The sequence below is a fragment of the Stenotrophomonas sp. SXG-1 genome (assembly GCF_014083965.1).
GTDB lineage: Bacteria > Pseudomonadota > Gammaproteobacteria > Xanthomonadales > Xanthomonadaceae > Stenotrophomonas > Stenotrophomonas geniculata.
The window spans coordinates 2,435,888-2,457,748 of record NZ_CP046588.1 but is presented as its reverse complement, the minus strand read 5'-3'; the positions used below and the strand labels follow the sequence as shown (position 1 = coordinate 2,457,748).

Annotated in this window: 24 protein-coding genes; 13 read left to right on the top strand and 11 right to left on the bottom strand. The window is 67.5% G+C overall.

Annotated elements, in window-relative coordinates:
* The first annotated feature begins 4 nt into the window (after positions 1-4).
* The gene (locus GOC52_RS11310) at positions 5-928 is read left to right on the top strand and encodes a LysR family transcriptional regulator (protein ID WP_043396155.1); all 924 of its coding nucleotides are present in this window, start codon (positions 5-7) and stop codon (positions 926-928) included.
* Here the strand turns inward: GOC52_RS11310 and GOC52_RS11305 are convergent.
* From GOC52_RS11305 to dkgB, 8 genes are all read right to left on the bottom strand, one after another.
* Entirely contained in the window at positions 917-2,284 is a 1,368-nt protein-coding gene (locus tag GOC52_RS11305) for a heavy metal sensor histidine kinase (protein ID WP_043396152.1), read from the bottom strand. The genes GOC52_RS11310 and GOC52_RS11305 overlap by 12 nt on opposite strands.
* Complete coding sequence (locus GOC52_RS11300) at positions 2,281-2,979, bottom strand: heavy metal response regulator transcription factor (protein ID WP_010485410.1); 699 nt, start codon at positions 2,977-2,979, stop codon at positions 2,281-2,283. The genes GOC52_RS11305 and GOC52_RS11300 overlap by 4 nt, the downstream gene beginning before the upstream one ends.
* 45 nt (positions 2,980-3,024) lie before the next feature.
* Positions 3,025-3,909 carry a copper homeostasis membrane protein CopD gene (copD, locus tag GOC52_RS11295; protein ID WP_043396149.1) on the bottom strand — a complete coding sequence of 295 codons (885 nt, stop codon included), beginning with the start codon at positions 3,907-3,909 and terminating at the stop codon, positions 3,025-3,027.
* A gap of 10 nt (positions 3,910-3,919) precedes the next feature.
* On the bottom strand, positions 3,920-4,297 hold the full coding sequence (gene copC, locus GOC52_RS11290; protein ID WP_043396147.1) for a copper homeostasis periplasmic binding protein CopC: 378 nt from the start codon (positions 4,295-4,297) through the stop codon (positions 3,920-3,922).
* 127 nt (positions 4,298-4,424) lie between these two features.
* Entirely contained in the window at positions 4,425-4,748 is a 324-nt protein-coding gene (locus GOC52_RS11285) for a MoaF-related domain-containing protein (protein ID WP_043396144.1), read from the bottom strand.
* Positions 4,745-5,683: a cyclase family protein gene (locus tag GOC52_RS11280; RefSeq protein ID WP_191849451.1), complete on the bottom strand. Its 939-nt coding sequence runs from the start codon at positions 5,681-5,683 to the stop codon at positions 4,745-4,747. Before GOC52_RS11280 ends, GOC52_RS11285 begins: the two co-directional genes overlap by 4 nt.
* A gap of 19 nt (positions 5,684-5,702) precedes the next feature.
* A complete protein-coding gene (locus tag GOC52_RS11275) occupies positions 5,703-6,677 on the bottom strand; it encodes a TIGR03571 family LLM class oxidoreductase (RefSeq protein ID WP_043396137.1) in 975 nt (324 codons plus the stop codon).
* A gap of 11 nt (positions 6,678-6,688) precedes the next feature.
* Entirely contained in the window at positions 6,689-7,492 is an 804-nt protein-coding gene (gene dkgB, locus GOC52_RS11270) for a 2,5-didehydrogluconate reductase DkgB (protein ID WP_043396134.1), read from the bottom strand.
* A gap of 118 nt (positions 7,493-7,610) precedes the next feature.
* Between dkgB and GOC52_RS11265 the strand changes: the two genes are divergently transcribed.
* On the top strand, positions 7,611-8,513 hold the full coding sequence (locus GOC52_RS11265) for a LysR substrate-binding domain-containing protein (protein ID WP_043396130.1): 903 nt from the start codon (positions 7,611-7,613) through the stop codon (positions 8,511-8,513).
* A gap of 97 nt (positions 8,514-8,610) precedes the next feature.
* Here the strand turns inward: GOC52_RS11265 and GOC52_RS11260 are convergent, their stop codons facing one another.
* Positions 8,611-9,084 (bottom strand): MerC domain-containing protein, encoded by a 474-nt coding sequence (locus GOC52_RS11260; protein WP_126559597.1) that lies wholly within the window; start codon positions 9,082-9,084, stop codon positions 8,611-8,613.
* Positions 9,085-9,116: 32 nt separating this feature from the next.
* Between GOC52_RS11260 and GOC52_RS11255 the strand changes: the two genes are divergently transcribed.
* From GOC52_RS11255 to GOC52_RS11220, 8 genes are all read left to right on the top strand, one after another.
* A complete protein-coding gene (locus tag GOC52_RS11255) occupies positions 9,117-9,650 on the top strand; it encodes a ZrgA family zinc uptake protein (RefSeq protein WP_043396125.1) in 534 nt (177 codons plus the stop codon).
* On the top strand, positions 9,647-10,342 hold the full coding sequence (locus GOC52_RS11250; protein WP_010485429.1) for an ATP-binding cassette domain-containing protein: 696 nt from the start codon (positions 9,647-9,649) through the stop codon (positions 10,340-10,342). Before GOC52_RS11255 ends, GOC52_RS11250 begins: the two co-directional genes overlap by 4 nt.
* Positions 10,335-11,588: an ABC transporter permease gene (locus tag GOC52_RS11245; protein ID WP_010485431.1), complete on the top strand. Its 1,254-nt coding sequence runs from the start codon at positions 10,335-10,337 to the stop codon at positions 11,586-11,588. The genes GOC52_RS11250 and GOC52_RS11245 overlap by 8 nt, the downstream gene beginning before the upstream one ends.
* 2 nt (positions 11,589-11,590) lie before the next feature.
* Entirely contained in the window at positions 11,591-12,142 is a 552-nt protein-coding gene (locus tag GOC52_RS11240) for a DUF3299 domain-containing protein (protein WP_043396119.1), read from the top strand.
* Positions 12,132-12,752 carry a DUF3299 domain-containing protein gene (locus GOC52_RS11235; RefSeq protein ID WP_191849450.1) on the top strand — a complete coding sequence of 207 codons (621 nt, stop codon included), beginning with the start codon at positions 12,132-12,134 and terminating at the stop codon, positions 12,750-12,752. The genes GOC52_RS11240 and GOC52_RS11235 overlap by 11 nt, the downstream gene beginning before the upstream one ends.
* On the top strand, positions 12,752-13,498 hold the full coding sequence (locus GOC52_RS11230) for a hypothetical protein (protein WP_191849448.1): 747 nt from the start codon (positions 12,752-12,754) through the stop codon (positions 13,496-13,498). Before GOC52_RS11235 ends, GOC52_RS11230 begins: the two co-directional genes overlap by 1 nt.
* Positions 13,499-13,648: 150 nt before the next feature.
* Complete coding sequence (locus tag GOC52_RS11225) at positions 13,649-15,181, top strand: MFS transporter (RefSeq protein ID WP_159360223.1); 1,533 nt, start codon at positions 13,649-13,651, stop codon at positions 15,179-15,181.
* Positions 15,182-15,185: 4 nt separating this feature from the next.
* On the top strand, positions 15,186-15,749 hold the full coding sequence (locus GOC52_RS11220; protein ID WP_049455145.1) for a TetR/AcrR family transcriptional regulator: 564 nt from the start codon (positions 15,186-15,188) through the stop codon (positions 15,747-15,749).
* 93 nt (positions 15,750-15,842) lie between these two features.
* Here the strand turns inward: GOC52_RS11220 and GOC52_RS11215 are convergent, their stop codons facing one another.
* On the bottom strand, positions 15,843-16,724 hold the full coding sequence (locus GOC52_RS11215; RefSeq protein ID WP_191849446.1) for an AraC family transcriptional regulator: 882 nt from the start codon (positions 16,722-16,724) through the stop codon (positions 15,843-15,845).
* Between the two features lie 106 nt (positions 16,725-16,830).
* Between GOC52_RS11215 and GOC52_RS11210 the strand changes: the two genes are divergently transcribed.
* Positions 16,831-17,367, top strand: a complete 537-nt coding sequence (locus GOC52_RS11210; protein ID WP_019337220.1) for a carboxymuconolactone decarboxylase family protein — start codon at positions 16,831-16,833, stop codon at positions 17,365-17,367.
* A gap of 38 nt (positions 17,368-17,405) precedes the next feature.
* Here GOC52_RS11210 and fdhD read toward each other — a convergent pair whose 3' ends face one another.
* A complete protein-coding gene (gene fdhD, locus GOC52_RS11205; RefSeq protein ID WP_010485448.1) occupies positions 17,406-18,254 on the bottom strand; it encodes a formate dehydrogenase accessory sulfurtransferase FdhD in 849 nt (282 codons plus the stop codon).
* A gap of 244 nt (positions 18,255-18,498) precedes the next feature.
* On the opposite strand from fdhD, the gene GOC52_RS11200 reads away from it, so the two are divergent.
* Positions 18,499-20,784: an FdhF/YdeP family oxidoreductase gene (locus GOC52_RS11200; RefSeq protein ID WP_191849444.1), complete on the top strand. Its 2,286-nt coding sequence runs from the start codon at positions 18,499-18,501 to the stop codon at positions 20,782-20,784.
* 473 nt (positions 20,785-21,257) lie between these two features.
* Entirely contained in the window at positions 21,258-21,797 is a 540-nt protein-coding gene (locus tag GOC52_RS11195; protein WP_191849442.1) for a DUF411 domain-containing protein, read from the top strand.
* Positions 21,798-21,861: the final 64 nt, after the last annotated feature.

The window sequence follows — 21,861 nt, the reverse complement described above, 5'->3', positions numbered from 1 at the left end:
AACAATGGACCGCTTCACGGCCATGCGCGCTTTCGTCCGTATCGTCGAGCGTCGCAGCTTCACCCGGGCCTCCGAGGACCTCGGCCTGCCGCGGGCCACAGTGACCGACGCGATCAAGGCGCTGGAACAGCGGCTGGGCGTGCGCCTGCTGCACCGGACCACGCGGGTGGTGGTGCCGACGCTGGAAGGCGAGGCCTTCTATGGCCGTTGCCTGCGCTTGATCGCCGACATGGATGATGCCGAGGCTGCGTTCCGTGACGCGCCGCCACGCGGCCCGTTGCGTATCGAAGTGCATGGCACGCTGGGCCGGCACCTGCTGTTTCCGCACCTGCCGGAATTCCTGCAGCGCTACCCGGAGATCGAACTGGACGTCAGCGAGGGTGACCGCTATGTCGACCTGCTGCGCGAAGGCGTGGATGTGGCGTTGCGGGTGGGGACGCTGGCCGACAGCGATCTGGCGGCGCGACGGTTGACCATGCTGCGCGAGGTCACGGTGGCCTCGCCGGGCTATGTGCAGGCGCACGGCCTGCCCGATACCATCGAATCGTTGCAGGACGGCCACCAGATGGTCGGCTACCGCTCCAGCGCCACCGGCCAGCTGATTCCGCTGGAGTTCCAGCAGGGCGGGCAGGTGCGCTACGTGCCGCTGCCGGCGCGGGTGCGTGTGTCCGGTGCTGATGCGTTCCTCGGTGCCGCGCTGGCGGGGCTCGGTATCATCCAGGCGCCGTGCTACCGGATGGACCCGTACATCGCGCGCGGGCAGTTGGTGGAGCTGTTGCCCGAGACGCCGCCGACGCCGAGTCCACTGAGCCTGGTCTACCCACGCAACCGCACGCCGTCACCGCGCTTGCGGGTGTTCATCGATTGGGTGGCCGGGGTGTTTGAACAGACCGGGGTTGCCGTCCAGCGGCCGGCACTACCGGGCTGAGGTGCTCGGCAGCACCAGCTCGAACAGGGTGCCGGTGTCATCTGACGCAACACTCACGCTGCCGCCGTGCGCCTGTGCAATCGCGCGGGTGATCGCCAGGCCCAGTCCGGCACCCTCATGGCGGCCACGCTCGCCGCGGTAGAAACGATCGAACAGGCGCGGCAGCGCCTCGCTGGCGATCGGCGTGCCAAGGTTGTGCACGCTGACCCTGCACACGCCATCGGCCTCGACCAGCCGCACCCGCACTTCGCTGCCCACGGCTGCGTACTTCAACGCGTTGGACAGCAGATTGGCAATCGCCCGGTGCAGCAGCAAGCGGTTGCCTTCCACGCTCGCCACACCTTCGCGGCGCAGGGTCAACTGTCGGTCCTCGGCCAGAAGCTCGTAGAACTCCAGCAGCGAATCCACCACCGCATCCAGCGCCACTGGCTCGCGCGAGGGCAGTGCACCCGGCGCTTCGGCCTGCGCCAGGTACAGCAGGTCACCCACGGTCTGCGCCAGCTGCTGCAGTTCCTCGGCGCAGGACGCCAGCGTCTCGCGATAGGCCTCATTGCTGCGCGGGTGCGCAAGCACCACCTGCACCTGGGTCAGCATGTTGGTGATCGGTGTGCGCAGTTCATGGGCGAGATCACCGGAGAACTCGGTCAGCCGCGCGAAGTCCTGCTGCAGGCGCGCCAGCATGCCGTTGAGCGTCTGCGCCAGCTGCTCCAGTTCGGCCGGTGCGCTGCGTGCACTCAGCCGGCGCTGCAGGCGACCAGCGGTGATCTGCCGGGCCTCATCGGCCAGCGTGCGCAGCGGCCGCAGCGTGCGCCGCACCACGTAGCCGCCGAGCAGGCTGCTGGCCACGGCGGCGCCGATGATGGCGATTGCAAGAAGATGGCGGAAGCGCTGCAGGAAATCGGCATGGCGGTCGTCATCGATGGCCAGCAGGGTGTCCAGCTGGCTGCCGTCGGCCAGGGTCTGGCGCAGGTGCAGAGCATGCATGCAGCGGCCATCGGCGAGGATCCAGTCGTGCCGCCGTGGCGCGGCGTCGATCGGCTGGCTGCGTGCATGCTCGCGCAGCAGTGCCGGTGCGGTGGAAAACAGCACCGCGCCGCTCCCATCAACAATGTGGAAGGCGATATCCGGATGGTGGCCCAGTGCCTCCGCCAATCGCTGCCCGCGTGCGGATGCAGGTCCGTTGCCGGCCAGGTCACGGATCAACGCTACCTTGTTCTCCAGTTCGCTGAAGTCCTGGGCCACCAGGTCGTGGCGGGCGCTGACATAGATCGCCACGCCCAATGCGGCCAGCACCAGCGTAGCCACGATGGCGAACAGCAGCGTGAGGCGTACCGCAATGGAACGGCGCAGGCTCATCCGTTGTTCACAGTGCCGTCGTCCGGTGCCTCGAGCACGTAGCCCATGCCGCGCACGGTGACGATCAGCTTGGCGTCGAAGTCATCGTCGATCTTCGCGCGCAGGCGGCGGATCGCCACGTCGATCACGTTGGTGTCGCTGTCGAAGTTCATGTCCCATACCTGCGAGGCGATCAACGAGCGCGGCAGCACTTCACCGCGTCGGCGCGCCAGCAGTTCCAGCAGGGTGTATTCCTTCTGGCTGAGGGCGATGCGCTGGCCGCCGCGTTCGACCCGGCGGCGCAGGGTATCCACCACCAGGTCGGCGATGACGATGCGTTCGGCCTGCGGCAGCGCCTGGCCACGACGCAGCAGGGTGCGCACGCGCGCCAGCAGCTCTGCGAAGGCGAATGGTTTGGCCAGGTAGTCATCCGCGCCCAGCTCCAGGCCCTGAACGCGGTCGGCGATGCTGCTGCGCGCGGTGAGGAACAGCACCGGCACCTGCCATCCGGCCTCGCGCAGCCGCGACAGCACGTTCCAGCCATCCAGGCCGGGCAGCATCACGTCGAGGATGACCAGCTGGTACTCGCCGCTGCCGGCCAGGTGCAGCCCGTCGACGCCGTTGCAGGCGAGATCGACCACATAGCCGGCCTCGATCAGGCCCTGGCGCAGGTAGTTGCCGGTCTTGGGTTCGTCTTCGACGATCAGCAGTTTCATGGTGTGCCCATCATCGCAGCTTGGGCCCGTGCTGGAACGGATGAGTCATGCCAATGGGTCCAGAGTGCCGAGCACCGCCACGCAGGCCAGCACCAGCAGCGCCAGCACCGATTCGCAGGCCAGGCTGTGGCGAAGTGAGCGCAGCGGCCTGGGTTGCCAGCCGCCGCGGATGGAGCTGGCCAGCGCTGGTACCAGCCGCCAGCGATGCAGCGCGGCAAGCCCCAGCATGCCGCCCACCAGCGCCAGCTTGAGCATCAGCCAACGCCCATGCGCGGCGCCGGTCAGGGTCTGTATGGAACCGCCGAGATCGACATAGGTGTAGGTGCCGGTCATCGCCAGCAGGGCGACGATGATCGTGCCCGGCACGGCGAAGCTGTGCGCGGCCTGCCACAGTTCGCGGGTACGTTCGTGCAGGCGCAGGCCCTGTGGACGCAGCGCCAGCTGCAGGATGGCGGCGATCGCGCCGACCCAGGCACCGGCGGCCAGCAGGTGCACGATGCCGGCCACGAGCCGCAACGTCCCGCCGAATCCATCACCGGCGGCGGCGTGACCATTCCAGGCGAGGCTGGCCAGAGCTACCGCCGTGAGTATCAGCAGCGCCAGACGGCGCAGGCCCTGCACCGGGCGATTGACTGCCAGCAGCGGCAGCATTGCCAGCAGGGCCAGGATGCGCAGCAGCCCCGCCTCACCCACCGGCGTACCGGTGAGGAACCAGTGCCCCGTTGCTGGGTCGATATCGGCTGCCGGGATGCCGAGCACGCCCGACAACCGGTTCACGGCATCGATGACGACCAGGATCAGCGCAACCACGGCGAGCGCCAGCGAGATGCCGCGTGGCAGCCCGGGGCGGACGAACAGCAGCCGCCCGAACAGCAGCATCAGTACCAGGTACAGCGCCAGCCGCAGTGCATACGGCGAGAGCTCGGCCATGGCGGCAGCCTTACTTCACGGTGAAGCGGTAGCTGCCGGTCATCGGATGACTGTCCTGACCGACCGCGCGCCATTGCAGTGCGTAGCTGCCGGCGGGCAGCGGCTTGGCGAAACGCGCGCGTAGCGTGTGGCCATCTTCGGAAACGTCCTGCGCGACGGTAGGCATGGCCATCTTCATGCGGCCATGGTCCATGCTCAGTTCGATGCGGGTGGCACGCGGCATCACCTTCTCACTGAACTGCAGCGTGATCTCGGTCGCCGGGGCTACGGTGGCGTCGGCGGCCGGCGTCGAGCGCACCAGGCTGGGATGGGCCAGCGCCAGCGGCGCAACCGCGAGGCCGGTCAGCAGGACAGCAAGGACGGTGGAGCGGAGCAGGGAGCGGGCCATGCGTGGGACACCTGTGGAAGACGTGGCCCACAGGGTGGAGGGCAGCGCCTTTCGCTGCCCTGACCCGCACATTACCGATCTGTAATGTGCGGCCCACTAACAAGGTAGTGCCGGCCGCTGGCCGGCATCACAGCGCGTGCAGCGGCCCCTGCATGCGATGGAAACTGCCATCGGTGGCGGTGAACCAGGCCAGCGAATGCCCGCCCACGAAGTCATCGACATGCACGACCGTTGCGCCATCGGCTTCCTGCCACGAAATGACATAGACCCCTTCGCTGATCTGCTGCCACTCGCAGGCGGCTTCGCCCTGTGCACCGGCATAGGCGCCTGAGACGATGGCGTACTGCACATGGCGGCCATCGGCACTGTACGCGTTGTCTGCCGTCAGGCCGTCATAGCTGACGCGGAAGCGGCGGCCGGCGAACAGTGGCAGGGTGGACGCCGCGTTCATCGGATCGCCACCGGGTTGATGTTGACCTGGGTCGAGCCGACGTACAGCGGCTGGCCGAGCACGAACAGGAATTCCCAGGCCTTGTCGCGCACCAGCGCACGGCTGTCGATCAGCTCCAGGTTGTAGATGCCGCGCTTGGCCAGCATGTACTGGTTGATCGGGAACTCCTCGGCACCGTTCGGGTTCGGGTAGACCTCCGAGGCCCAGGTGTCGCCACCGAAGGCGACGATGCCCTGGTCGGCCAGCCACTTCGCGGCCTCCATGCCGATACCCGGTTCCACTTCCAGGAACTGTTTGTCGTCCTTGCCGATCAGTTCCAGCCAGCCGGTGTTGAACAGCACCACGTCGCCCTTGCGCAGGCTCAGGCCCTGCTTCTTCAGCACGGCCTGGATGTCGGCCACGGTGAACTCGGTGCCGCCGGGCACGATCGCCTTGCCGTAGTGCGCGGTCATGTCCAGCACGACGCCGCGGGTGACCATCGGCGGCACCTTCTCGACGCCGAGCTTGCGCACACCGTCCACGGTGACGAAGTCGGCGGCCTTGTTGCCGTTGTAGTAGACGTTGTCGATGCCGATATGGCCGATGCCGTTGAGCTGGGTGCCAACGCCGGTCCAGGCGTTCACCAGTTCATCGTTGAAGGTGAACCTGTTGGGGCCCAGCGACTTGCCGGCCTGCTGGCCGACCTGCACGTTGTACAGGCGGAAGCTGCGGTGGCGGAACGCGGGCAGGTTCTTGTCCACCGGCACCGCCAGCGGATAGGTCTTGCCGGTCCTGACCAGCGATACCGCGTGCTTGACCACGTCCGTGGTGAGCAGGTTGGCGGCGCCGATCTCGTCGTTGGCGCCGTAGGCAGAGGGGTACCAGTCCTCGGCGGTGGCCTGGAAGGACAGCGGCAGGGTGGCCAGCGCAAGCGGGGCCAGGGTGTTCATTTTCATGGCAAAGCTCCGGTAACTGTCAGGCCGTCGCGGGGGCGGCAAGCGGGGCATGCGGCGCAGCGGCGTCGGCATGGGCCGGGAAGTGCGGCAGCACGTACTCGGCGATCTCGTGGAAGGTCTCGGCCAACGGCCGTTCGTTGCGGCGGAACTGCAGGCCGATGTGGTCGACACCGGCCGCCTGCATGGCGTGCAGCTCGGCCAGCAGGGCGTTGCGGCCGCCGCGCAGCCCAAAGCGCCAGCGCTGCAGCGGGGCATCGGCATCGGCCACCAGGTCCAGGTGGATGAAGCTGGCATACGGCTTGTTGCCGGCCACGGCGCGCCAGGCCGCCACGCGTTGCGCATGGTCCTGTGGCGTGCCCGGGTAGGCCAGGCAGCCATCCATGTGCTGGCCGATCCACGCCGGCTGCTGCTGGGCCAGGCCTGCCACGAACAACGGCAGGGCCGGGCCATCCGCGGGCAGCACGTCCAGGCCCTGCGGCAGGTGCGAAGCGGCGCCTTCGCGCAGCAGTGCGATCTGCTCGCGGAAGCGGCTGCCGCGGGTGTCGAAGTCGCGGCCGAACAGCGGGTACTCCACCGGGCGGTCGCCACTGGCCACGCCCAGCAGCAGGCGGTCACCGCTGAGCCGCTGCACGCTGCGCGCCGACTTCAGGGTCAGCAACGGCTCGCGGATCGGCAGCACCACCGCACCAGTACCCAGCAGGATGTCCTTGGTGATGCCAGCCAGATAGCCGAGGTAACTGAATACCTCGAACACCTGTGCCGCATCACCGAAGGCCGGGTCGTACACCGGCACGTCGCGCACCCACAGCGCACGGAAGCCGAGGCGGTCGGCCAAGCGTGCCAGTTCTGCATGGCACTGCAGGTCCGGTTCGCCGGGCAGGCGTCGCGCGGCGCGTCGTGCCTGTTCGCCCAGCGGCGTCCAGTCATTGTCCAGCGGTGCTTCGATGCCGATGCTGAAACCACCGGCCTGCAACCGGGTCATCGCACTGCCCATGGCTTGGCGCCTCAGTCCCAGGCCGGGGCCAGGCCCGGCGGATCGACTTCGCGGCCGTTGCGGTCAAGCGCGGCGATCGCGGCCATGTCATCGGCATCCAGGCGCAGGTCCTGGGCGAGCAGGTTGCTGGCCAGGTTCTCGCGCTTGGTCGAGGACGGGATGACCGAGTAACCGCGCTGCAGCGCCCACGCCAGCGCAACCTGGGCCACGGTGGCCTGGTGCTTGCCGGCGATGGTGGCCAGCACCGGATCCTTCAGCACCTTGCCGTAGGCCAGGGTCATGTAGGAGGTCACGGTGATGCCCTGGTCCTGCAGGAAGGTGGTCAGTGCCGGGTTCTGCAGGTAGGGGCTCAGTTCGATCTGGTTGGTGGCGATCTCGCCGGCACCGACCACCTCGATGGCCTGCCGGGTCAGCTCGATGTTGAAGTTGGACACACCGATCTGGCGGGTCAGGCCCAGCGTCTTGGCGTCGGCCAGCGCGGTCATGTACTCGCGCAGTTCAACGCCATTGCCCGGCGCCGGCCAGTGGATCAGCAGCAGGTCGACATAGTCGGTGCGCAGCTTGGCCAGGCTGTCGCGCAGGCTCGGGATCAGCTTGTCGGCGGCGTAGTTGTCCACCCAGATCTTGGTGGTCAGGAACAGCTGGTCGCGTGGGACGCCGGATTCGGCGATGGCCTGGCCGACTTCGGCTTCGTTGCCATAGATCTGCGCGGTATCGACCGCACGGTAGCCGACCTCGAGGGCGTTGCGCACCGAGTCGATGACGGTCTGGCCGGTCAGGCGGAAGGTGCCGACGCCAAAGGAAGGAACGCTCATGATGGACTCCAGGGACTTCGTTGGGAGCCGGTGGGCTCGGGACAGGGCGAAGTGTGGGCGCTTTACATTTGTTGATTAAGCTGTGTATACGGGAAACGCTTTTGCGCCGAGGTAAAAAATGAAAACCACCCTGGATGAGCTGAAGGCCTTCGTGGCCGTGGTCGACAGTGGTTCGATCACGGCGGCGGCCGAGGCGCTGGAACTGACCATCTCGGCCACCAGCCGCACCCTGGCGCGGCTGGAAGACAAGCTGCAGACCACGCTGCTGCGGCGGACCACGCGGCGGCTGGAGCTGACCGAGGAAGGCGCGGCGTTCCTGGAGTACGCGCGCACGATCCTGGCCACGGTGGACGAGGCCGAGGAACAGATGGCCGCGCGGCGGCTGCAGCCGGTCGGGCGCCTGCGCGTGGACGCCGCCACGCCGTTCATGCTGCATGTGATCGTGCCGTTGCTGAAGGGCTTCCGCGAGCGCTACCCGCAGGTCGAGCTGGAGCTGAATTCCAACGAGGGCATCACCGACCTGATCGAGAAGCGCACCGACGTGGCGTTCCGCATCGGCGTGCTGCGCGATTCCACCCTGCATGCGCGGCCGATCGGCCACAGCCGCATCCGCGTCGTCGCCAGTCCCGAGTACCTGCGACGGCATGGCACGCCGACACGCGTGGAGCAGCTGCGCAAGCACGATCTGCTGGGATTTACCCAGCCCAGTTCATTGAACGAGTGGCCGCTGCACGATGCCGATGGCGGGCCTTTCGTGATCGCGCCGGCGATCGCTTCATCCAGTGGCGAGACGCTGCGGCAGATGGCGGTGGCGGGGCTGGGCATTGCGTGCCTCTCGGACTTCCTGACCCGCCAGGACCGGCGCGAGGGCCGATTGGTGCAGCTGTTCGGCAAACAGACGCAGGACGTGCGGCAGCCGATCAATGCGGTGTACTACCGCAACACCGCGCTGGCCGCGCGCATCACCTGTTTCGTGGACCACGTGACGCAGACGCTGGGACAGCGACCGTTCGACGAATAGAGAAGGGTAGAGCCGGCCGCTGGCCGGCTGCCGGAAGTGCATCAGTAGATCCACGCCACGCGTGGATGGTGTTTTTCCGTCCGGCCAGCGGCCGGCACTACCGTTTGCGCAGCGCCCGTCGGTTGCCGATGTGAGCGAACGCCAGCAGCGCGCCACCACTGGCTGTCGCTACGCCATGCCAGAGCAGCGATTCCTTCAGCGGCAGACACAGAGAGGCCGACAGCAGCAGGATGGCGCCGGCGCAGGCCAGCCGCAGGGGCTGCCAGCGCCCGTGCCGGTGCACCCCGGCCGAGGTACTCGCCAAGGCCAGCGAGGAGGCCAGCACCGCGAACAGCCACTCCCAGCGCGACATCATCAGCAGCAATGTCATCGCGCCATGGCCGGGATGCTGGAACGAGCGCAGCGCCATCATCGCTGCCGGCACGAAGGCCAGCAGCACGGGCAGGGCGATGCAGTGGGCGGCGCAGGCCAGGGACAGCCAGGCACCGGCAAGATCGAAGCGGGGGTGCCAGCGTGCCGAAGTTGGCGGCTGGGCCAGGGCCCTTGCGGGGGTCGTGGGAATGTGGTCCATAATGTTACATAGTAACAATTGGAGTCTTTCCCATGAAGCTTCCCGCTGCTCTTTTCCTGCTGCTGGCTGCCAGCGCCGCGCAGGCCCATGACATCCGCCAGCACGCACCGCATGTGCACGGCCAGGCGACCGTCGATGTTGCGCTTGAACAGCAAACCCTGGAATTCGGCCTTCAGGCCCCCGGCATCGGCATCCTCGATTACGAGCGGCCGCCGGCCAATGCAGCCGAGCAGGCCGCGCTGGCACGGGCGACGTCATTGCTGAAGGGCGGCAACTGGGTCACCTTGCCCACCGCTGCGGGCTGCCGTCTGGCCACCAGTAAAGCCGATGCGGAGGGCTTCGACGCGACGGCCGCCGCGCCGCCGCCGGGACAGCACCGGCACGCAGGTTTCAGCGCAACGCTGCAGTACCACTGTGCCAAACCTGCCGCGCTGCGCGCCATCGTCGTGCGCCTGCCCGTACTTTTCCCGGGCCTGCACGAAGTCATCGTCAACAGCGCAACCGCCAATGGCCAAAACCGCAGTGTGCTGACGCCCGACAACCTGCGCGTGGTGCTGGCACCGTGAGCGCGGCACCGGTGATCTCGCTGGAAGACGTGCAGTTCGGCTACGGCACGCGGCTGGTGCTGGACATCCCGCGGTTGTGGGTCGAGCAGGGCAGCAGCGTGTTGCTGCGCGGAATCAGCGGTGGCGGCAAAAGCACCCTGCTGGGCCTGCTGGCGGGCGTGCTGCTGCCCGGCAAGGGCCGTGTCGAGGTGGCCGGCCACGCACTGCAGGACATGGGGGGTGCGGCGCGGGATCGTTTCCGTGCCGACCAGCTGGGCGTGATCTTCCAGCAGTTCAATCTGCTGCCGTTCCTCACCGTGCGCGACAACATCGCGCTGGGCCTGCGCTTCTCGCGCCTGCGCAGCGCACGCATCAGCGGGCCGCTGGATGCCGAGATCGCCCGCCTGCTGCAGGCCCTGCAGCTCAATCCTGAGCTGATGCAGCGGCGGGCGGGTACGCTCAGTGTCGGCCAGCAACAACGCGTGGCGGCAGCGCGCGCCCTGATCGGCCGGCCGGCGTTGCTGCTGGCCGATGAGCCCACCTCGGCGCTCGACCGCGAAGCGGCGAGCGCCTTCCTGCAGCTGATGTCCGCGCAGTGCCAGGCGGCCGGCACCACGGTGCTGGTGGTCAGCCATGACGACAGCCTGCAGCCGTTGTTCGATCGCACCATTTCACTGTCCGAGATCAACCAGGCAGGTGCCGGCCATGCTTGAGCTTGCCTGGGCCAGCCTGCGCAGCCGCGCGTTGAGCGTGGGCCTGACCGTGCTGGTCATCACCCTCAGCGTGGTGCTGCTGCTGGGCGTCGAGCGTGTACGCACGCAGGCGCACGAGGGGTTTGCCAGCACCGTATCGGGCACCGATCTGATCGTCGGTGCGCGTTCGGGACCGGTGAACCTGCTGCTGTATTCGGTGTTCCATATCGGCGACCCGACCAACAACGTGTCCTGGCAGTCCTACCAGGAGCTGTCCGCATTGCCGCAGGTGAAGTGGTCGGTACCGTTGTCGCTGGGCGATTCCTGGCGCGGCTACCGGGTAGTGGGTACCACTGGCGGCTACTTTGAACACTATCGTTATGGTTCCGGCCACGCGCTGGCCTTTGCACAGGGGCGGCCCTTCGATGATCTGTATGACGCGGTGATCGGCGCGGAGGTGGCTCGCGCGCAGAAGGTCGGCCTCGGCGACGAGATCGTGCTGGCGCACGGCACCGGCGCGGTCACGCTGGCCACGCATGCCGACAAGCCGTTCCGCGTTGCAGGCATCCTGCAGCGCACCGGCACGCCGGTGGATTCGTCGCTGCTGGTCTCGCTGCCGGCCATCGAGGCGATCCATGTTGACTGGCGATCGGGCGTGCAGCTGCGCAGCCAGAGCGTCAGCGCCGAGCAGGCGCGCCACCTGGACCTGACCCCGACCAGCATCACCGCCTTCATGCTCGGCCTGAACTCGCGCATCGCCACGTTCTCGGTACAGCGCAGGATCAACGAGTATCCGGACGAGGCGATGCTGGCGATCCTGCCCGGCGTGACCCTGCAGCAGCTGTGGCAGTCGCTGGGCACCGCCGAGCGAGCCCTGCAGCTGATCAGTGCAATGGTGGTGCTGCTGGGCATGGTCTCGCTGGTGGCGCTGCTGGTCTCCACCCTGCAGGAGCGCCGGCGCGAGATGGCCATCCTGCGTGCCACCGGTGCGCGACCGGGCTACATCGCGGGCCTGCTCGTGGTGGAAGCGGTGGCGACCAGTGCGGTGGCCAGCGTGCTGGCCCTGTCGCTGCTGGTGGTCGCCAGCATTGCCGGGCGCGGCTGGGTACTGGCCACCTTCGGTCTGTCGATCACCCATGTCTGGCCGGATGGCCGTGAACTGGCATGGGCAGCGGGCGTGCTGCTGATCAGCGCCGTAGCCGGGCTGGTCCCGGCGTTGCTCGCTTACCGGCGCACCTTGGCCGATGGCCTTTCACCGGGAGGCTGAGCATGCGATGGATGCGGGTAGTGGCAATGGTGCTGGCGCTGGCCGCCTGTGAGCGGCCGGTGGATACCGGCGTACAGGCCCTGCCACCCTCGCCGGTCGTCGACCGCGATGACCCTGCAGGCGCTGTGGAGCAGGAGCTGGACTGGTTGCAGATGATGCCCAAGGACGAGCTGGCCGCGCTGGAGCGGGGCGAGGGCCCGGAGGTCGAGCACAACGGCAACCGGCGCATGCCGCAGTTCGGTACCTTCCGCACGGTGGACACGGTCCTGCAGCGGCCGGTGCGCCTGCCGGGTTACGTGGTGCCACTGGCCAACGCGCAGGACGGGCGGCTGACCGAATTCCTGTTCGTGCCGTACTACGGCGCCTGCATCCACGTGCCACCACCGCCACCGAACCAGATCGTGCACGTAGTGCTGCCGCGCCCGATCGAGATGCCGGACATGTACTCACCGTTCTTCCTGGCGGGCACCCTGCGCGCCGAACGGTTGGATGACGATCTGGCCGGTTCGGCCTACACCATGCGTGACGCACAGCTGAGGCCCTATGAACCGTAGTCACCTGTTGCTGGCGGTGGGATGCCTGTGGTTGGCAGGCTGTACGGCGCCGGGCGGCGATGCCTTGGTGGTCGGGCCGCAGGACAAGCCGGCGCCCTCCGCCACGGCCGAAGCCCCCATCGACCGTTGGGACGCGTTGCGACCCGACGAAGTGAGCTACCAGCGCCCACCCCCGCAGATCGGCCTGTCACGCAATGGCATGGAGGGCGTGGGTGGCCTGATCGACGACACCGGCTCGGGCACGCCACCGGGGCTGGAGATCGACCATTCCAGCCCGGACCGGGTCAAGCAGTTCGGCTCCTCGCGCGTGGTCGACGCTGTCGACGGTCGCGCGGTGGATCTGGATGGCTACGTGGTGCCGCTCGGCACCAACGATGCCGGCCTGGTCGATGAACTGCTGTTCGTGCCGTTCTACGGCGCGTGTATCCATGTGCCGCCGCCGCCACCCAACCAGATCATCCACGTGACCCTGGCGACACCGATCGCGCTGGGCGATCTGTGGGATCCGTACCGGCTTGCCGGCCGCCTGCAGGTGAAGCGTTTCGACGCGGACATCGCCAGCGCGTCCTACGATGCCGCGGCAGCCACGCTGACGGCGATCCGCAACTGATGCGCAGGCGATGGCTCATGGCTGCCGGGGTGCTGCTGGGCGCGGTGGTGCTGCTGGTGTGGTGGCAGCGGCAGCGCGCACCCACCGCGCCGCCGGCGGTCGCGTTTCCGGCACCGGCGTCCGATGCCAGCCAGCGTATCGAACAGCGTCTGGGTGATGACCCCGCGTTTCGCAACGACGTGCTCTTCCTGCTCGCAGCAACATTGCGCGACCGCTGCCAGCCGGCGCAGGCGGGGCTGCTGGCGCGCATGGCCAATCGTGCATCGCTGCCGGTGCTGGCGGCAGTCAGCGCGGTGACCCAGCAGGACCCATCGCTGGACCGGCCGATCTACCAGTACATCCAGCACCGCGCCGATGCGACGCCGTGCGGGCAGCCGCTGCAGATGCCGTTGGCCGGTGGGCGCAGCATGGCCGTGGACATCGAACAGTATGCGCGCACGTTTCCGGACAGCTACTTCGACCCGCAACGCAGCAGCGAACCGCGGGATTTTGGTGGACTGTCGCTGCAGCAGCGTGCCGGCAACGCCTGCAACAGCGTGGTGTATTCGGTGCTGCCGCTGGGTGGCGCCGACTGGCGGTGCAGCAGCCTGCGCGCGAATGCCCGCGCGCGGGTGCGCGGCCTGTGCGAGGACGAGCTGCGGCGCCAGCATGGGGGAACTGGCGGGGAACTGGACATGGCCGTGGGGAAGGGCATGCAGGCGGCGGTGGTATTGGCGATTGCCGCACTGCCGGAAGATTGCCGGTGATGATCCCTGACACCGGGCACGACCCGGCATGAGGGGCACGACAACATGAACATTGCCCGGGCCCCAATCTGAATTGGTGGCGCTGTTTTCATAACTATACAGGACATCCTGTATAGTTATGGCCGTATTCCACCCCCATCAGGTTCTCCCATGGCTTTGTCCCAGCCCTTGGCCGGTGCTCCGGCCCTGTCGCGTGCCCGTCGCTGGGCGCTGTTGTTCACCGTCGCCGCCGGCCTGCTGCTGGTCACGCTCGACAACTCCGTGCTCTACACCGCGCTGCCCACCCTTACCGAAGAACTCTCGGCCAGTGCCGGCCAGGCGCTGTGGATCATCAACGCCTATCCGCTGGTGATGGCCGGCCTGCTGCTGGGTGCGGGCACGCTGGGCGACCGCATCGGTCACCGGCGCATGTTCCTGATCGGCCTGGTGGTGTTCGGCGTCGCCTCGCTGGCAGCGGCGTTCGCTGACACCGCAACGCAGCTGATTGCCGCGCGTGCATTCCTGGCGATCGGTGCCGCAGCGATGATGCCGGCCACGTTGGCGTTGATCGGACTGAGCTTCCACGAAGAACGCGAACGCAACATCGCCATCGCGATCTGGGGTTCGGTCGCCATCGTCGGTGCAGCGCTCGGCCCGATCATTGGCGGCTGGCTGCTGCAGCACTTCTGGTGGGGCTCGGTGTTCCTGATCAACGTGCCGGTGGTGGTGGTCGCGTTCGTGGCCACGCTGCTGCTGGCGCCGGAAGGACAGCGCGACACCTCGCGGCCATGGGACCTGGTGTCGTCAGTGCTGGCATTGGCTGCACTGTCCGGCCTGGTGCTGGCGATCAAGTCGCTGATCGCCACGCCGCCCTCATATGCGCTGGGCGCAGCCGCGCTGGTGTTGGCCGTCATCAGCGGTGCGGCGTTCGCGCGCCGCCAGCAGCAGCTGCCGTACCCGCTGCTGGACTTTGCGATCTTCCGTAATCCGGCGTTCCTGGCCGGCACGCTGTCGGCGGTGTTCACCCTGTTCGCGATGGCCGGCCTGCAGTTGGTCACCACGCAGCGCTTCCAGCTGGTGGCAGGTTTCACGCCGCTGCAGGCGGGCCTGCTGGTGTCGGTGGCGGCACTGGGCAGCCTGCCCAGTGCGCTGCTCGGCGGCAGCATCCTGCACCGGGTGGGCCTGCGCCCGCTGATCTGTGGTGGCCTGGCCGCAGGTGCGCTGGGCGTCGGCGTGGTGGCGTTCGGCTTCCTGCACGGCCTTGGTTGGGTGGCGGCTGGCATGGCCATCACCGGCTTCGGTATGGGTCCGGCCATCTCGGTGGCGTCCACCGCCATCCTCAACAACGTGCCGGCGCACCGTGCGGGCATGGCCTCGTCGGTGGAAGAAGTGTCCTATGAGTTCGGTGGCCTGCTGGCGGTGGCGATGCTGGGCAGCTTGAGTACCGCAATGTACAGCGCGTTCCTGCCGGTCTCGGCCGATATGCCCGCGCTTGCCCGCGAGGGTTTCACCCAGGCGCTGCATGCCGCGCGCGAGAGCGGGCAGGGCGAGTGGTTCGCACTGGCTACGGCCGCGTATGACCGTGGCTACCAGATCGTGCTGCTGGTGATCACGGCGGTGCTGGCGCTGGGTGCGGCGATCATCGCGCGCCTGCTGCGCGGCCGCGTCGGCAGCCGCGAAGGCGCGGCCGATCGCGTAAAATGAAGCGATGAGAACCAGCAAGCGCGATCGCATCCTCGACGCCGCCGTCAACGTGATCAATCGTGACGGCGTGCGCGCGGTGACCTTCGAGTCGGTGGCGGCCGAGGCCCAGCTGACACGTGGTGGACTGCTGTACCACTTCCCGTCGCGCGAGGCGCTGCTGCGGGGGATCGACGAACACCTGGTACAGGCCTGGGAGACGTCGATGGAAGCGTTGCTGGGCAAGACCGCCGAGCAGGCCACTGCGTTGGAGCGTTACCAGACCTTCGTGCGCGTGTCGGCCCAGAGCGCCACCCGTGCCGAGCTGATGTTCATGCTCGAATCGGCCGACCCGGACGCCGAAGAGCGCCCGTGGGGACCGGCGGTGCGTCGCTGGGCACCGCTGCCGCCGGAGGCGGGTACAGCGGAAGACAGCGCAGCGCTCGACAATTTCGTGGCGCGGCTGGCCGCCGATGGCCTGTGGATCTACGAGGCGATGTACGAAGGGCAGCTGGACGAAGGCGTACGTGCCCAGGTTGCCGAGCGCATCGCCGGGCTGCTGGCGAAGTCTGATGGATCGCCGCACTTGTAGAGTCGACTGTTAGTCGACTGCTCTTCGCTCAGACAGCGAAACCCCGCGCTTCGCGCGGTAGTCGACTGACAGTCGACTCTACTCCTCAGCCGTTCACCCAACCTGCGCTGCGCTCGCGGCCAACCACGCCCTCGGCGAGGCCCCCAACCGTTTGCGGAACGCTTTCGACAGCGACGCGGTATCGGCAAAGCCCACCTCGATCGCCACCTGCTTGACCGCCACGCCGGCCCTCAATTGCGCGCAGGCCAGGCTCAGCCGCCAGTCCAGCAGATAACTGGCCGGCGTTGCCTGCATCACGTCCTTGAACACGGCCGCGAACGCGCTGCGCGACATGCCGGCAGTCGCGGCCATGCGCGGCAGCGTCCATTCGTCCTGTGGCGCCTGGTGCATCGCCACCAGTGTGCGTGCCAGCCGTACATCGGACAGCCCCCGCATCAGCCCATGGCTGACGCCGGCCGCATCCGGGTGGTCCACCACCCAGCGCAGGATCTGGATCAGCGCGACCTCGAACAGGCGGTTGGTCAGCAGCCGTGAACCACAGCGCTGGCGATCGGCCTCGGCGAACAGCAGGTGCAGGGTGTCATCCAGTTCGCCGATCGCGGCCAGTGGCACCACCATCACCGGCGGCAGCGACTGCACGATCGGATTACGCGCGCCGCCATCGAAATCCAGCGTGGCGCAGGTGAAATCCGGGCCTTCCAGCGGTGCATTGAAGAACACATGGTGCAGCGGTTGCGGATACAGCAGCAGGCTGGGTGTGTCGATCTTCAACCGGGGCAGCGCGATATCGCCGTCGGGATGACGGACCTCCATTTCACCCTGGCGCAGGATGTGCAGGAAGGCACGACCGGGCTGCGGCTCGAAGACATGGCGCCCGCACAGCGGACCGCTGTGGAACAGCGCGGCCTGCACCCGGAAGCGTTCCAGCAGGGAGGAGAGACGGTCGGGTGGGGAGGTGTCGGTGGGCGTGCTCATGGATGAATGGACAACATGTGTGGCTGATTGCGCCTGAAGCGTCCAGCGAGTCTACCTAGGATGAGCGGGTCGTCCAATCCCGGGCGCTTTCCCAAGGAGATCCACCATGTCCCGTGTCCCCCTGATCGATGCCGCCAACACCACCGCCGACCGCGAGGCCCTGCTGGGTCAGGTCCACGCTGCCTTCGGCGCCACCCCGGCCATGTTCCGCGCCGTGGCCAACTCGCCAGCCGCCCTGCAGAGCATGTGGGGTTCGTTCGGCGCGCTGGGCGGCGGTCGCCTGTCGCCGCTGCTGGGCGAGCAGATCGCCGTGGCCATCGCCAACCGCAATGCCTGCGAGTATTGCCTGGCCGCACACACCGCGCTGGGCCGCAAGGCGGGTGCCAGCAGCGAGCAGATGGCCGCTGCACAGATCGGTCAGTCCAGCGATCCGGCCACCTCGGCGGCATTGGACTTCGCGCTGAAGGTGGTCGAGCAGCGTGCGCAGGTCACCGATGGCGATGTGCAGGCGCTGCGTGCGGCCGGCTTCGACGATGAGCAGATCGTTGAGATCCTCGCCCACGTAGCGCTCAACCTGTTCACGAACTACGTCAACGTAGCGTTCGACGTGCCGGTGGACTTCCCGAAGGTGGCGCTGCGCTGAGCTGTGCCAGACCGGGGGCGTCGTGCTCCCGGTCGTTCTCAGTCGTCCCGTTTATCGTTCGCCTGCAGCCGCTCGGGATGGGTATACACGTTGAATCCGCTTTCCCGCGCGAACCCGACCAGGCACAGGCCTGCACTACGGGCAAGGTCGATCGCCAGCGCGGTCGGTGCCGAGACAGCAGCCAGTACGCTGACGCCGGCCCGTACGGCTTTGCTGACCATTTCGTAGCTGGCGCGGCTGGAAATCACCAGCAGCCCCCCCTCGATCGTGTGTTCATTGTGATGCAGGGCGCCGATCAGCTTGTCCAGCGCGTTGTGGCGGCCGACGTCTTCGCGCACCCAGCCGATGCGACCGCTGGCGTCGGCCCAGGCCGCGGCATGGGTCGAACCGCTCACCGCATTCATCGGCTGATGCTGCACCAGTGTGGCCAGCGCCCGTTGCAGGGCTGCTGGCGGGTAGGTTCGCCGTTCGCGCACCTCGGGCAGCGGCCGCAGCACTTCCTCCAGCTGGCGCGTGCCGCACAGGCCGCAGCCACCGCGGCCGGGCAGCAGGCGCCCGTTGGCCGGATCCAGGTCGGCACCGGGTGCATCCTCGGTCACGGTCATCTGCAGCTCGATGCCTTCCAGTTGCGGTCGTACCTCGATGGCCAGCAATTGGGCAGGCGTAGCGATCAATCCCTCGCTGAGCGAGAACCCCAGCGCAAAGTCCTCCAGGTCGCAGGGTGTGGCCATCATCACCGCGAAGGCGGCGCCGTTGTAACGCAGCGCCACCGGCACTTCCTCGGCCACCACGTCGATCTGCGGCTGCTGCCCCTTGCTGCGCCAGCGCCGCAACGGGCGCAGGGCCGTGCCGGCAGGCGGGGTGTGCGGTGGGGTCGAATCTGGCATGCAGCGCGTCCGGACTAAGGAAATACGCAGGTGGTGGACCACCCACGGCATCGAGAATAGCGCAGTGGCCGTGCGCTGACGCAGGTGTAACCGTTGTCATGGCAGGCTGCGCTGAAAACAGCGCGCAGCCACTGGCGAAGCCGTGCAGGCCGTGTTTGACTGTGGGGCTGGCCGTGCGATTGAAAGCGCCGCCGGACTGCGATGTGCCCATTGTTGCCGCGTTCCTACCGTAAGGTCCCCGAACATGTCCGAGCAGAAGCCACCGCGTTACAAGCCGTACAACCAGCCGGCCGGTGGCTGGGGTGCCGCCGGTGCCACGGCCAAGGTGCTGCTGCAGCAAAGCGTGATCGGCAAAGGCTCGAAGGCGTTGCTGGCGATGAACCAGCCGGGTGGCTTCAAGTGCCCCAGCTGTGCGTTCCCCGACGCCGACGAACGCAAGAAGCTGGAGTTCTGCGAGAACGGCGCGAAGGCACTGGCCTGGGAAGCCACCCAGTTCCGCGCCGGCCGCGAGTTGTTCGCCCAGCACACCGTCACCGAACTGATGGCGCAGACCGACTACTGGCTGGAGATGCAGGGCCGGCTGACCGAGCCGATGCGCTACGACGCAGCCACCGACCACTACGTGCCGTGCAGCTGGGATGATGCCTTCGCGCTGATCGGCCGCCACCTGCAGGCGCTGGACAGCCCGCACCAGGCCGAGTTCTACACCTCCGGGCGCACGCCCAATGAAGCGGCGTTCCTGTATTCGATCTTTGTGCGCGAGTTCGGTACCAACAACTTCCCGGACTGCTCGAACATGTGCCACGAGCCGACCAGCCGCGGCCTGCCGCCGGCCATCGGGGTGGGCAAGGGCACGATCGTGCTGCAGGATTTCGAGCACGCCGAGGCGATCTTCGTGATCGGCCAGAACACCGGCACCAATTCACCGCGGATGATGAGCAACCTGGTCGAGGCGCGCAAACGCGGCATCCCGATCGTGGCGGTCAATCCGATGCCCGAGCGCGCGCTGATCCGCTTTGCCGAGCCGCAGGACGTGGTGCAGATGGCCACGTTCGGTTCGACCGAGATCACCAGCGAGTTCGTGCACATCCGTATCGGCGGCGACCTGGCTCTGATCAAAGGCATGATGAAGGTGATGTTCGAGCGCGAGGCGCAGGGCGAGCGCGTGCTCGACCATGATTTCCTGTCAGAACACACGGTGGGGCTGGAGGCGCTTCGCGAAGACGTGATGGCGCAGGACTGGGACGAGATCGTGCAGGTGTCCGGCATTTCGCAGGCGCAGATCCGACGCTGTGCGGAGATCTACATCCGCTCCAAGGCCACCGTGATCTGCTACGGCATGGGGCTGACCCAGCACCAGTATGGCTCGCGCCTGCTGCAGCAGGTCGCCAACCTGCTGATGCTGCGCGGCAACTTCGGCAAGCCCGGTGCGGGCATCGGGCCGATCCGTGGGCATTCCAATGTGCAGGGCGACCGCACCGTCGGCATCGACGAGAAGCCCAAACCGGCCTATCTGGACCGCGTGCAGCAGGTGTTCGGCTTCGATCCGCCGCGTGAGCATGGCCATCATGTGGTCGAATCCATCGAGGCGATGCTGGACGGCAGCGCCAAGGTGTTCATCGGCCTGGGTGGCAACTTCATCCATGCGGTGCCCGATACGCCTCGCGCGTATGAAGCGATGCGTGGGCTGGACCTGACCGTGGGCATCGCCACCAAGCTCAACCGCGGTCATCTGGTTCATGGCCGCGATGCGCTGATCCTGCCGGTGGTGGCGCGCTCGGAGCGCATCGTCACGCCGGCCGGCGAGCAGTTCGTCACCATCGAAGACGCGATGTCGAACGTGACCGCCTCGCGCGGCGTGCTCGAACCGGTCAGCACCGAGGTGCTGCCCGAGGTCGAGATCGTCTGCCGCATGGCGATGGCCGCACTGCCAGACAGCAAGGTCGACTGGGCGCGGTGCATGCACGACTATGCGCCCATCCGCGATCTGATCGCTGCCGTGTACCCGGAGATCTACACCGGCTTCAACGAGCGCATCCAGCAGCCACACGGTTTCCATCTGGACATTCCGCCGCGCCGCCGCGTCTGGCCCACGCCCAATGGCAAGGCCAACATCCTGGTGATGCCCGGCCTGGACGTGGACGATCCGGTGCACGATCCGGACATGTTGCGGTTGGCCACCGTGCGCTCGCACGACCAGTACAACACCACCATCTACAGCTACAACGACCGCTATCGCGGCGTGTACAACGATCGCATGGTGCTGTTCATGAACATCGAGGACCGGCTGGCGCGTGGACTGCAGAAGGAGGCGCTGGTCAGCCTGGAGACGATCAGCGGCGATGGCGTGCAGCGGCGCATCGAGGGCCTGACCGTGCTGGACTACCCGATGCCGCGCGGCGCGCTGGCCGGTTACTACCCGGAGCTGAACCCGTTGTTGCCGCTGGACTACTACGACCGCATCAGCGGCACGCCCGCCGCCAAGTCGATTCCGGTGCGGGTGCAGGCGATGGCCGCGGCCATTGCGTAGCGCGCGCATCGGCTATCATCGGCGTGTGAACCTGTCTGGCCTGCTGCTGCGATGGACGTTGCTTGTCGCCCTGGTGCTGAATGCACCGGCGCTGGCGCTCGCCGCGTCTTCGTACAGCGGCCCGGCCAGCCAGGACCATTGCGCTGCACCGCATTCGGCGGCCATGGCCGGATGCTGCGACGATGCAGCATCAACGGTCTGCCAGAGCAATGAGTGCGAATGCCCGCCGGCCAGCCTCGGCATGCTGGCCTCCCTGAGCGGAACGCCCGCCTTGCCATGGCGTGAGGCGCCTTTGCCAGCCAGCGCCCAGCAACGCGCACCGCCGCCGTTGCCGGACCCGTTACGGCCTCCCATCGTGTGATTCCCTGCAGGCAGTGCCTGCCATAGCTGCTCGACTCATTCTCGACTCTGCCTGTGCCTTCGATGCGCAGGCAGCGGGCCGCGTTGCCCGCATCTGCAAAGGAATCAACACCATGAACCGTTCTCTCTCCCTCGGCCTGCTGCTGGGCACCGTGCTGGCCACCTCCGCCTGCGCGCGTGCCGCCGAAGAATCCGCCGCCACGCCGGTTGCCAGCGACGCCCCTGCGGCACCGATCATGGCCGGTCCGTCGCAGGTGGATCCTGCACTGCCCATCGCCATCGTGCACAAGACTGCCAGCTGTGGCTGCTGCGGCATCTGGGTCGATCACCTGAAGGCCGAAGGCTTCCAGGTGGATGTGCGCGACACCGACGACATGAACCCGATCAAGGTCCGCCTCGGTGTACCGGTCGGCAAGGCGTCCTGCCACACCGCCGAGATCGGTGGTTACGTGGTTGAAGGCCACATCCCGGCCGAGGACATCAAGCGACTGCTGGCCGAGCGACCGGCGGTGCGCGGGCTTGTGCTGCCCGGAATGCCGGCCGGTTCGCCGGGCATGGAAATGCCCGACGGCTACGTGCAGCCATACACTGTCGAGCTGGTGCGCACCGACGGCAGCACCGAGCCGTTTGCCCAGCACGGGCAGGGTGGCTGATGGTCGCAGGTGCCGGTCGCCCTGACCGGCACCTTCCCACGTGTCCTGTGTAGAGCCGAGCCCA

Excerpts from the sequence above, each read along its gene's own strand:
- GOC52_RS11310 (WP_043396155.1), top strand. The coding sequence starts at position 5 with ATGGACCGCTTCACGGCCATGCGCGCTTTCGTCCGTATCGTCGAGCGT.
- GOC52_RS11305 (WP_043396152.1), bottom strand. The coding sequence starts at position 2,284 with ATGAGCCTGCGCCGTTCCATTGCGGTACGCCTCACGCTGCTGTTCGCC.
- GOC52_RS11300 (WP_010485410.1), bottom strand. The coding sequence starts at position 2,979 with ATGAAACTGCTGATCGTCGAAGACGAACCCAAGACCGGCAACTACCTG.
- copD (WP_043396149.1), bottom strand. The coding sequence starts at position 3,909 with ATGGCCGAGCTCTCGCCGTATGCACTGCGGCTGGCGCTGTACCTGGTA.
- copC (WP_043396147.1), bottom strand. The coding sequence starts at position 4,297 with ATGGCCCGCTCCCTGCTCCGCTCCACCGTCCTTGCTGTCCTGCTGACC.
- GOC52_RS11285 (WP_043396144.1), bottom strand. The coding sequence starts at position 4,748 with ATGAACGCGGCGTCCACCCTGCCACTGTTCGCCGGCCGCCGCTTCCGC.
- GOC52_RS11280 (WP_191849451.1), bottom strand. The coding sequence starts at position 5,683 with ATGAAAATGAACACCCTGGCCCCGCTTGCGCTGGCCACCCTGCCGCTG.
- GOC52_RS11275 (WP_043396137.1), bottom strand. The coding sequence starts at position 6,677 with ATGGGCAGTGCGATGACCCGGTTGCAGGCCGGTGGTTTCAGCATCGGC.
- dkgB (WP_043396134.1), bottom strand. The coding sequence starts at position 7,492 with ATGAGCGTTCCTTCCTTTGGCGTCGGCACCTTCCGCCTGACCGGCCAG.
- GOC52_RS11265 (WP_043396130.1), top strand. The coding sequence starts at position 7,611 with ATGAAAACCACCCTGGATGAGCTGAAGGCCTTCGTGGCCGTGGTCGAC.
- GOC52_RS11260 (WP_126559597.1), bottom strand. The coding sequence starts at position 9,084 with ATGGACCACATTCCCACGACCCCCGCAAGGGCCCTGGCCCAGCCGCCA.
- GOC52_RS11255 (WP_043396125.1), top strand. The coding sequence starts at position 9,117 with ATGAAGCTTCCCGCTGCTCTTTTCCTGCTGCTGGCTGCCAGCGCCGCG.
- GOC52_RS11245 (WP_010485431.1), top strand. The coding sequence starts at position 10,335 with ATGCTTGAGCTTGCCTGGGCCAGCCTGCGCAGCCGCGCGTTGAGCGTG.
- GOC52_RS11240 (WP_043396119.1), top strand. The coding sequence starts at position 11,591 with ATGCGATGGATGCGGGTAGTGGCAATGGTGCTGGCGCTGGCCGCCTGT.
- GOC52_RS11235 (WP_191849450.1), top strand. The coding sequence starts at position 12,132 with ATGAACCGTAGTCACCTGTTGCTGGCGGTGGGATGCCTGTGGTTGGCA.
- GOC52_RS11230 (WP_191849448.1), top strand. The coding sequence starts at position 12,752 with ATGCGCAGGCGATGGCTCATGGCTGCCGGGGTGCTGCTGGGCGCGGTG.
- GOC52_RS11225 (WP_159360223.1), top strand. The coding sequence starts at position 13,649 with ATGGCTTTGTCCCAGCCCTTGGCCGGTGCTCCGGCCCTGTCGCGTGCC.
- GOC52_RS11220 (WP_049455145.1), top strand. The coding sequence starts at position 15,186 with ATGAGAACCAGCAAGCGCGATCGCATCCTCGACGCCGCCGTCAACGTG.
- GOC52_RS11215 (WP_191849446.1), bottom strand. The coding sequence starts at position 16,724 with ATGAGCACGCCCACCGACACCTCCCCACCCGACCGTCTCTCCTCCCTG.
- GOC52_RS11210 (WP_019337220.1), top strand. The coding sequence starts at position 16,831 with ATGTCCCGTGTCCCCCTGATCGATGCCGCCAACACCACCGCCGACCGC.
- fdhD (WP_010485448.1), bottom strand. The coding sequence starts at position 18,254 with ATGCCAGATTCGACCCCACCGCACACCCCGCCTGCCGGCACGGCCCTG.
- GOC52_RS11200 (WP_191849444.1), top strand. The coding sequence starts at position 18,499 with ATGTCCGAGCAGAAGCCACCGCGTTACAAGCCGTACAACCAGCCGGCC.
- GOC52_RS11195 (WP_191849442.1), top strand. The coding sequence starts at position 21,258 with ATGAACCGTTCTCTCTCCCTCGGCCTGCTGCTGGGCACCGTGCTGGCC.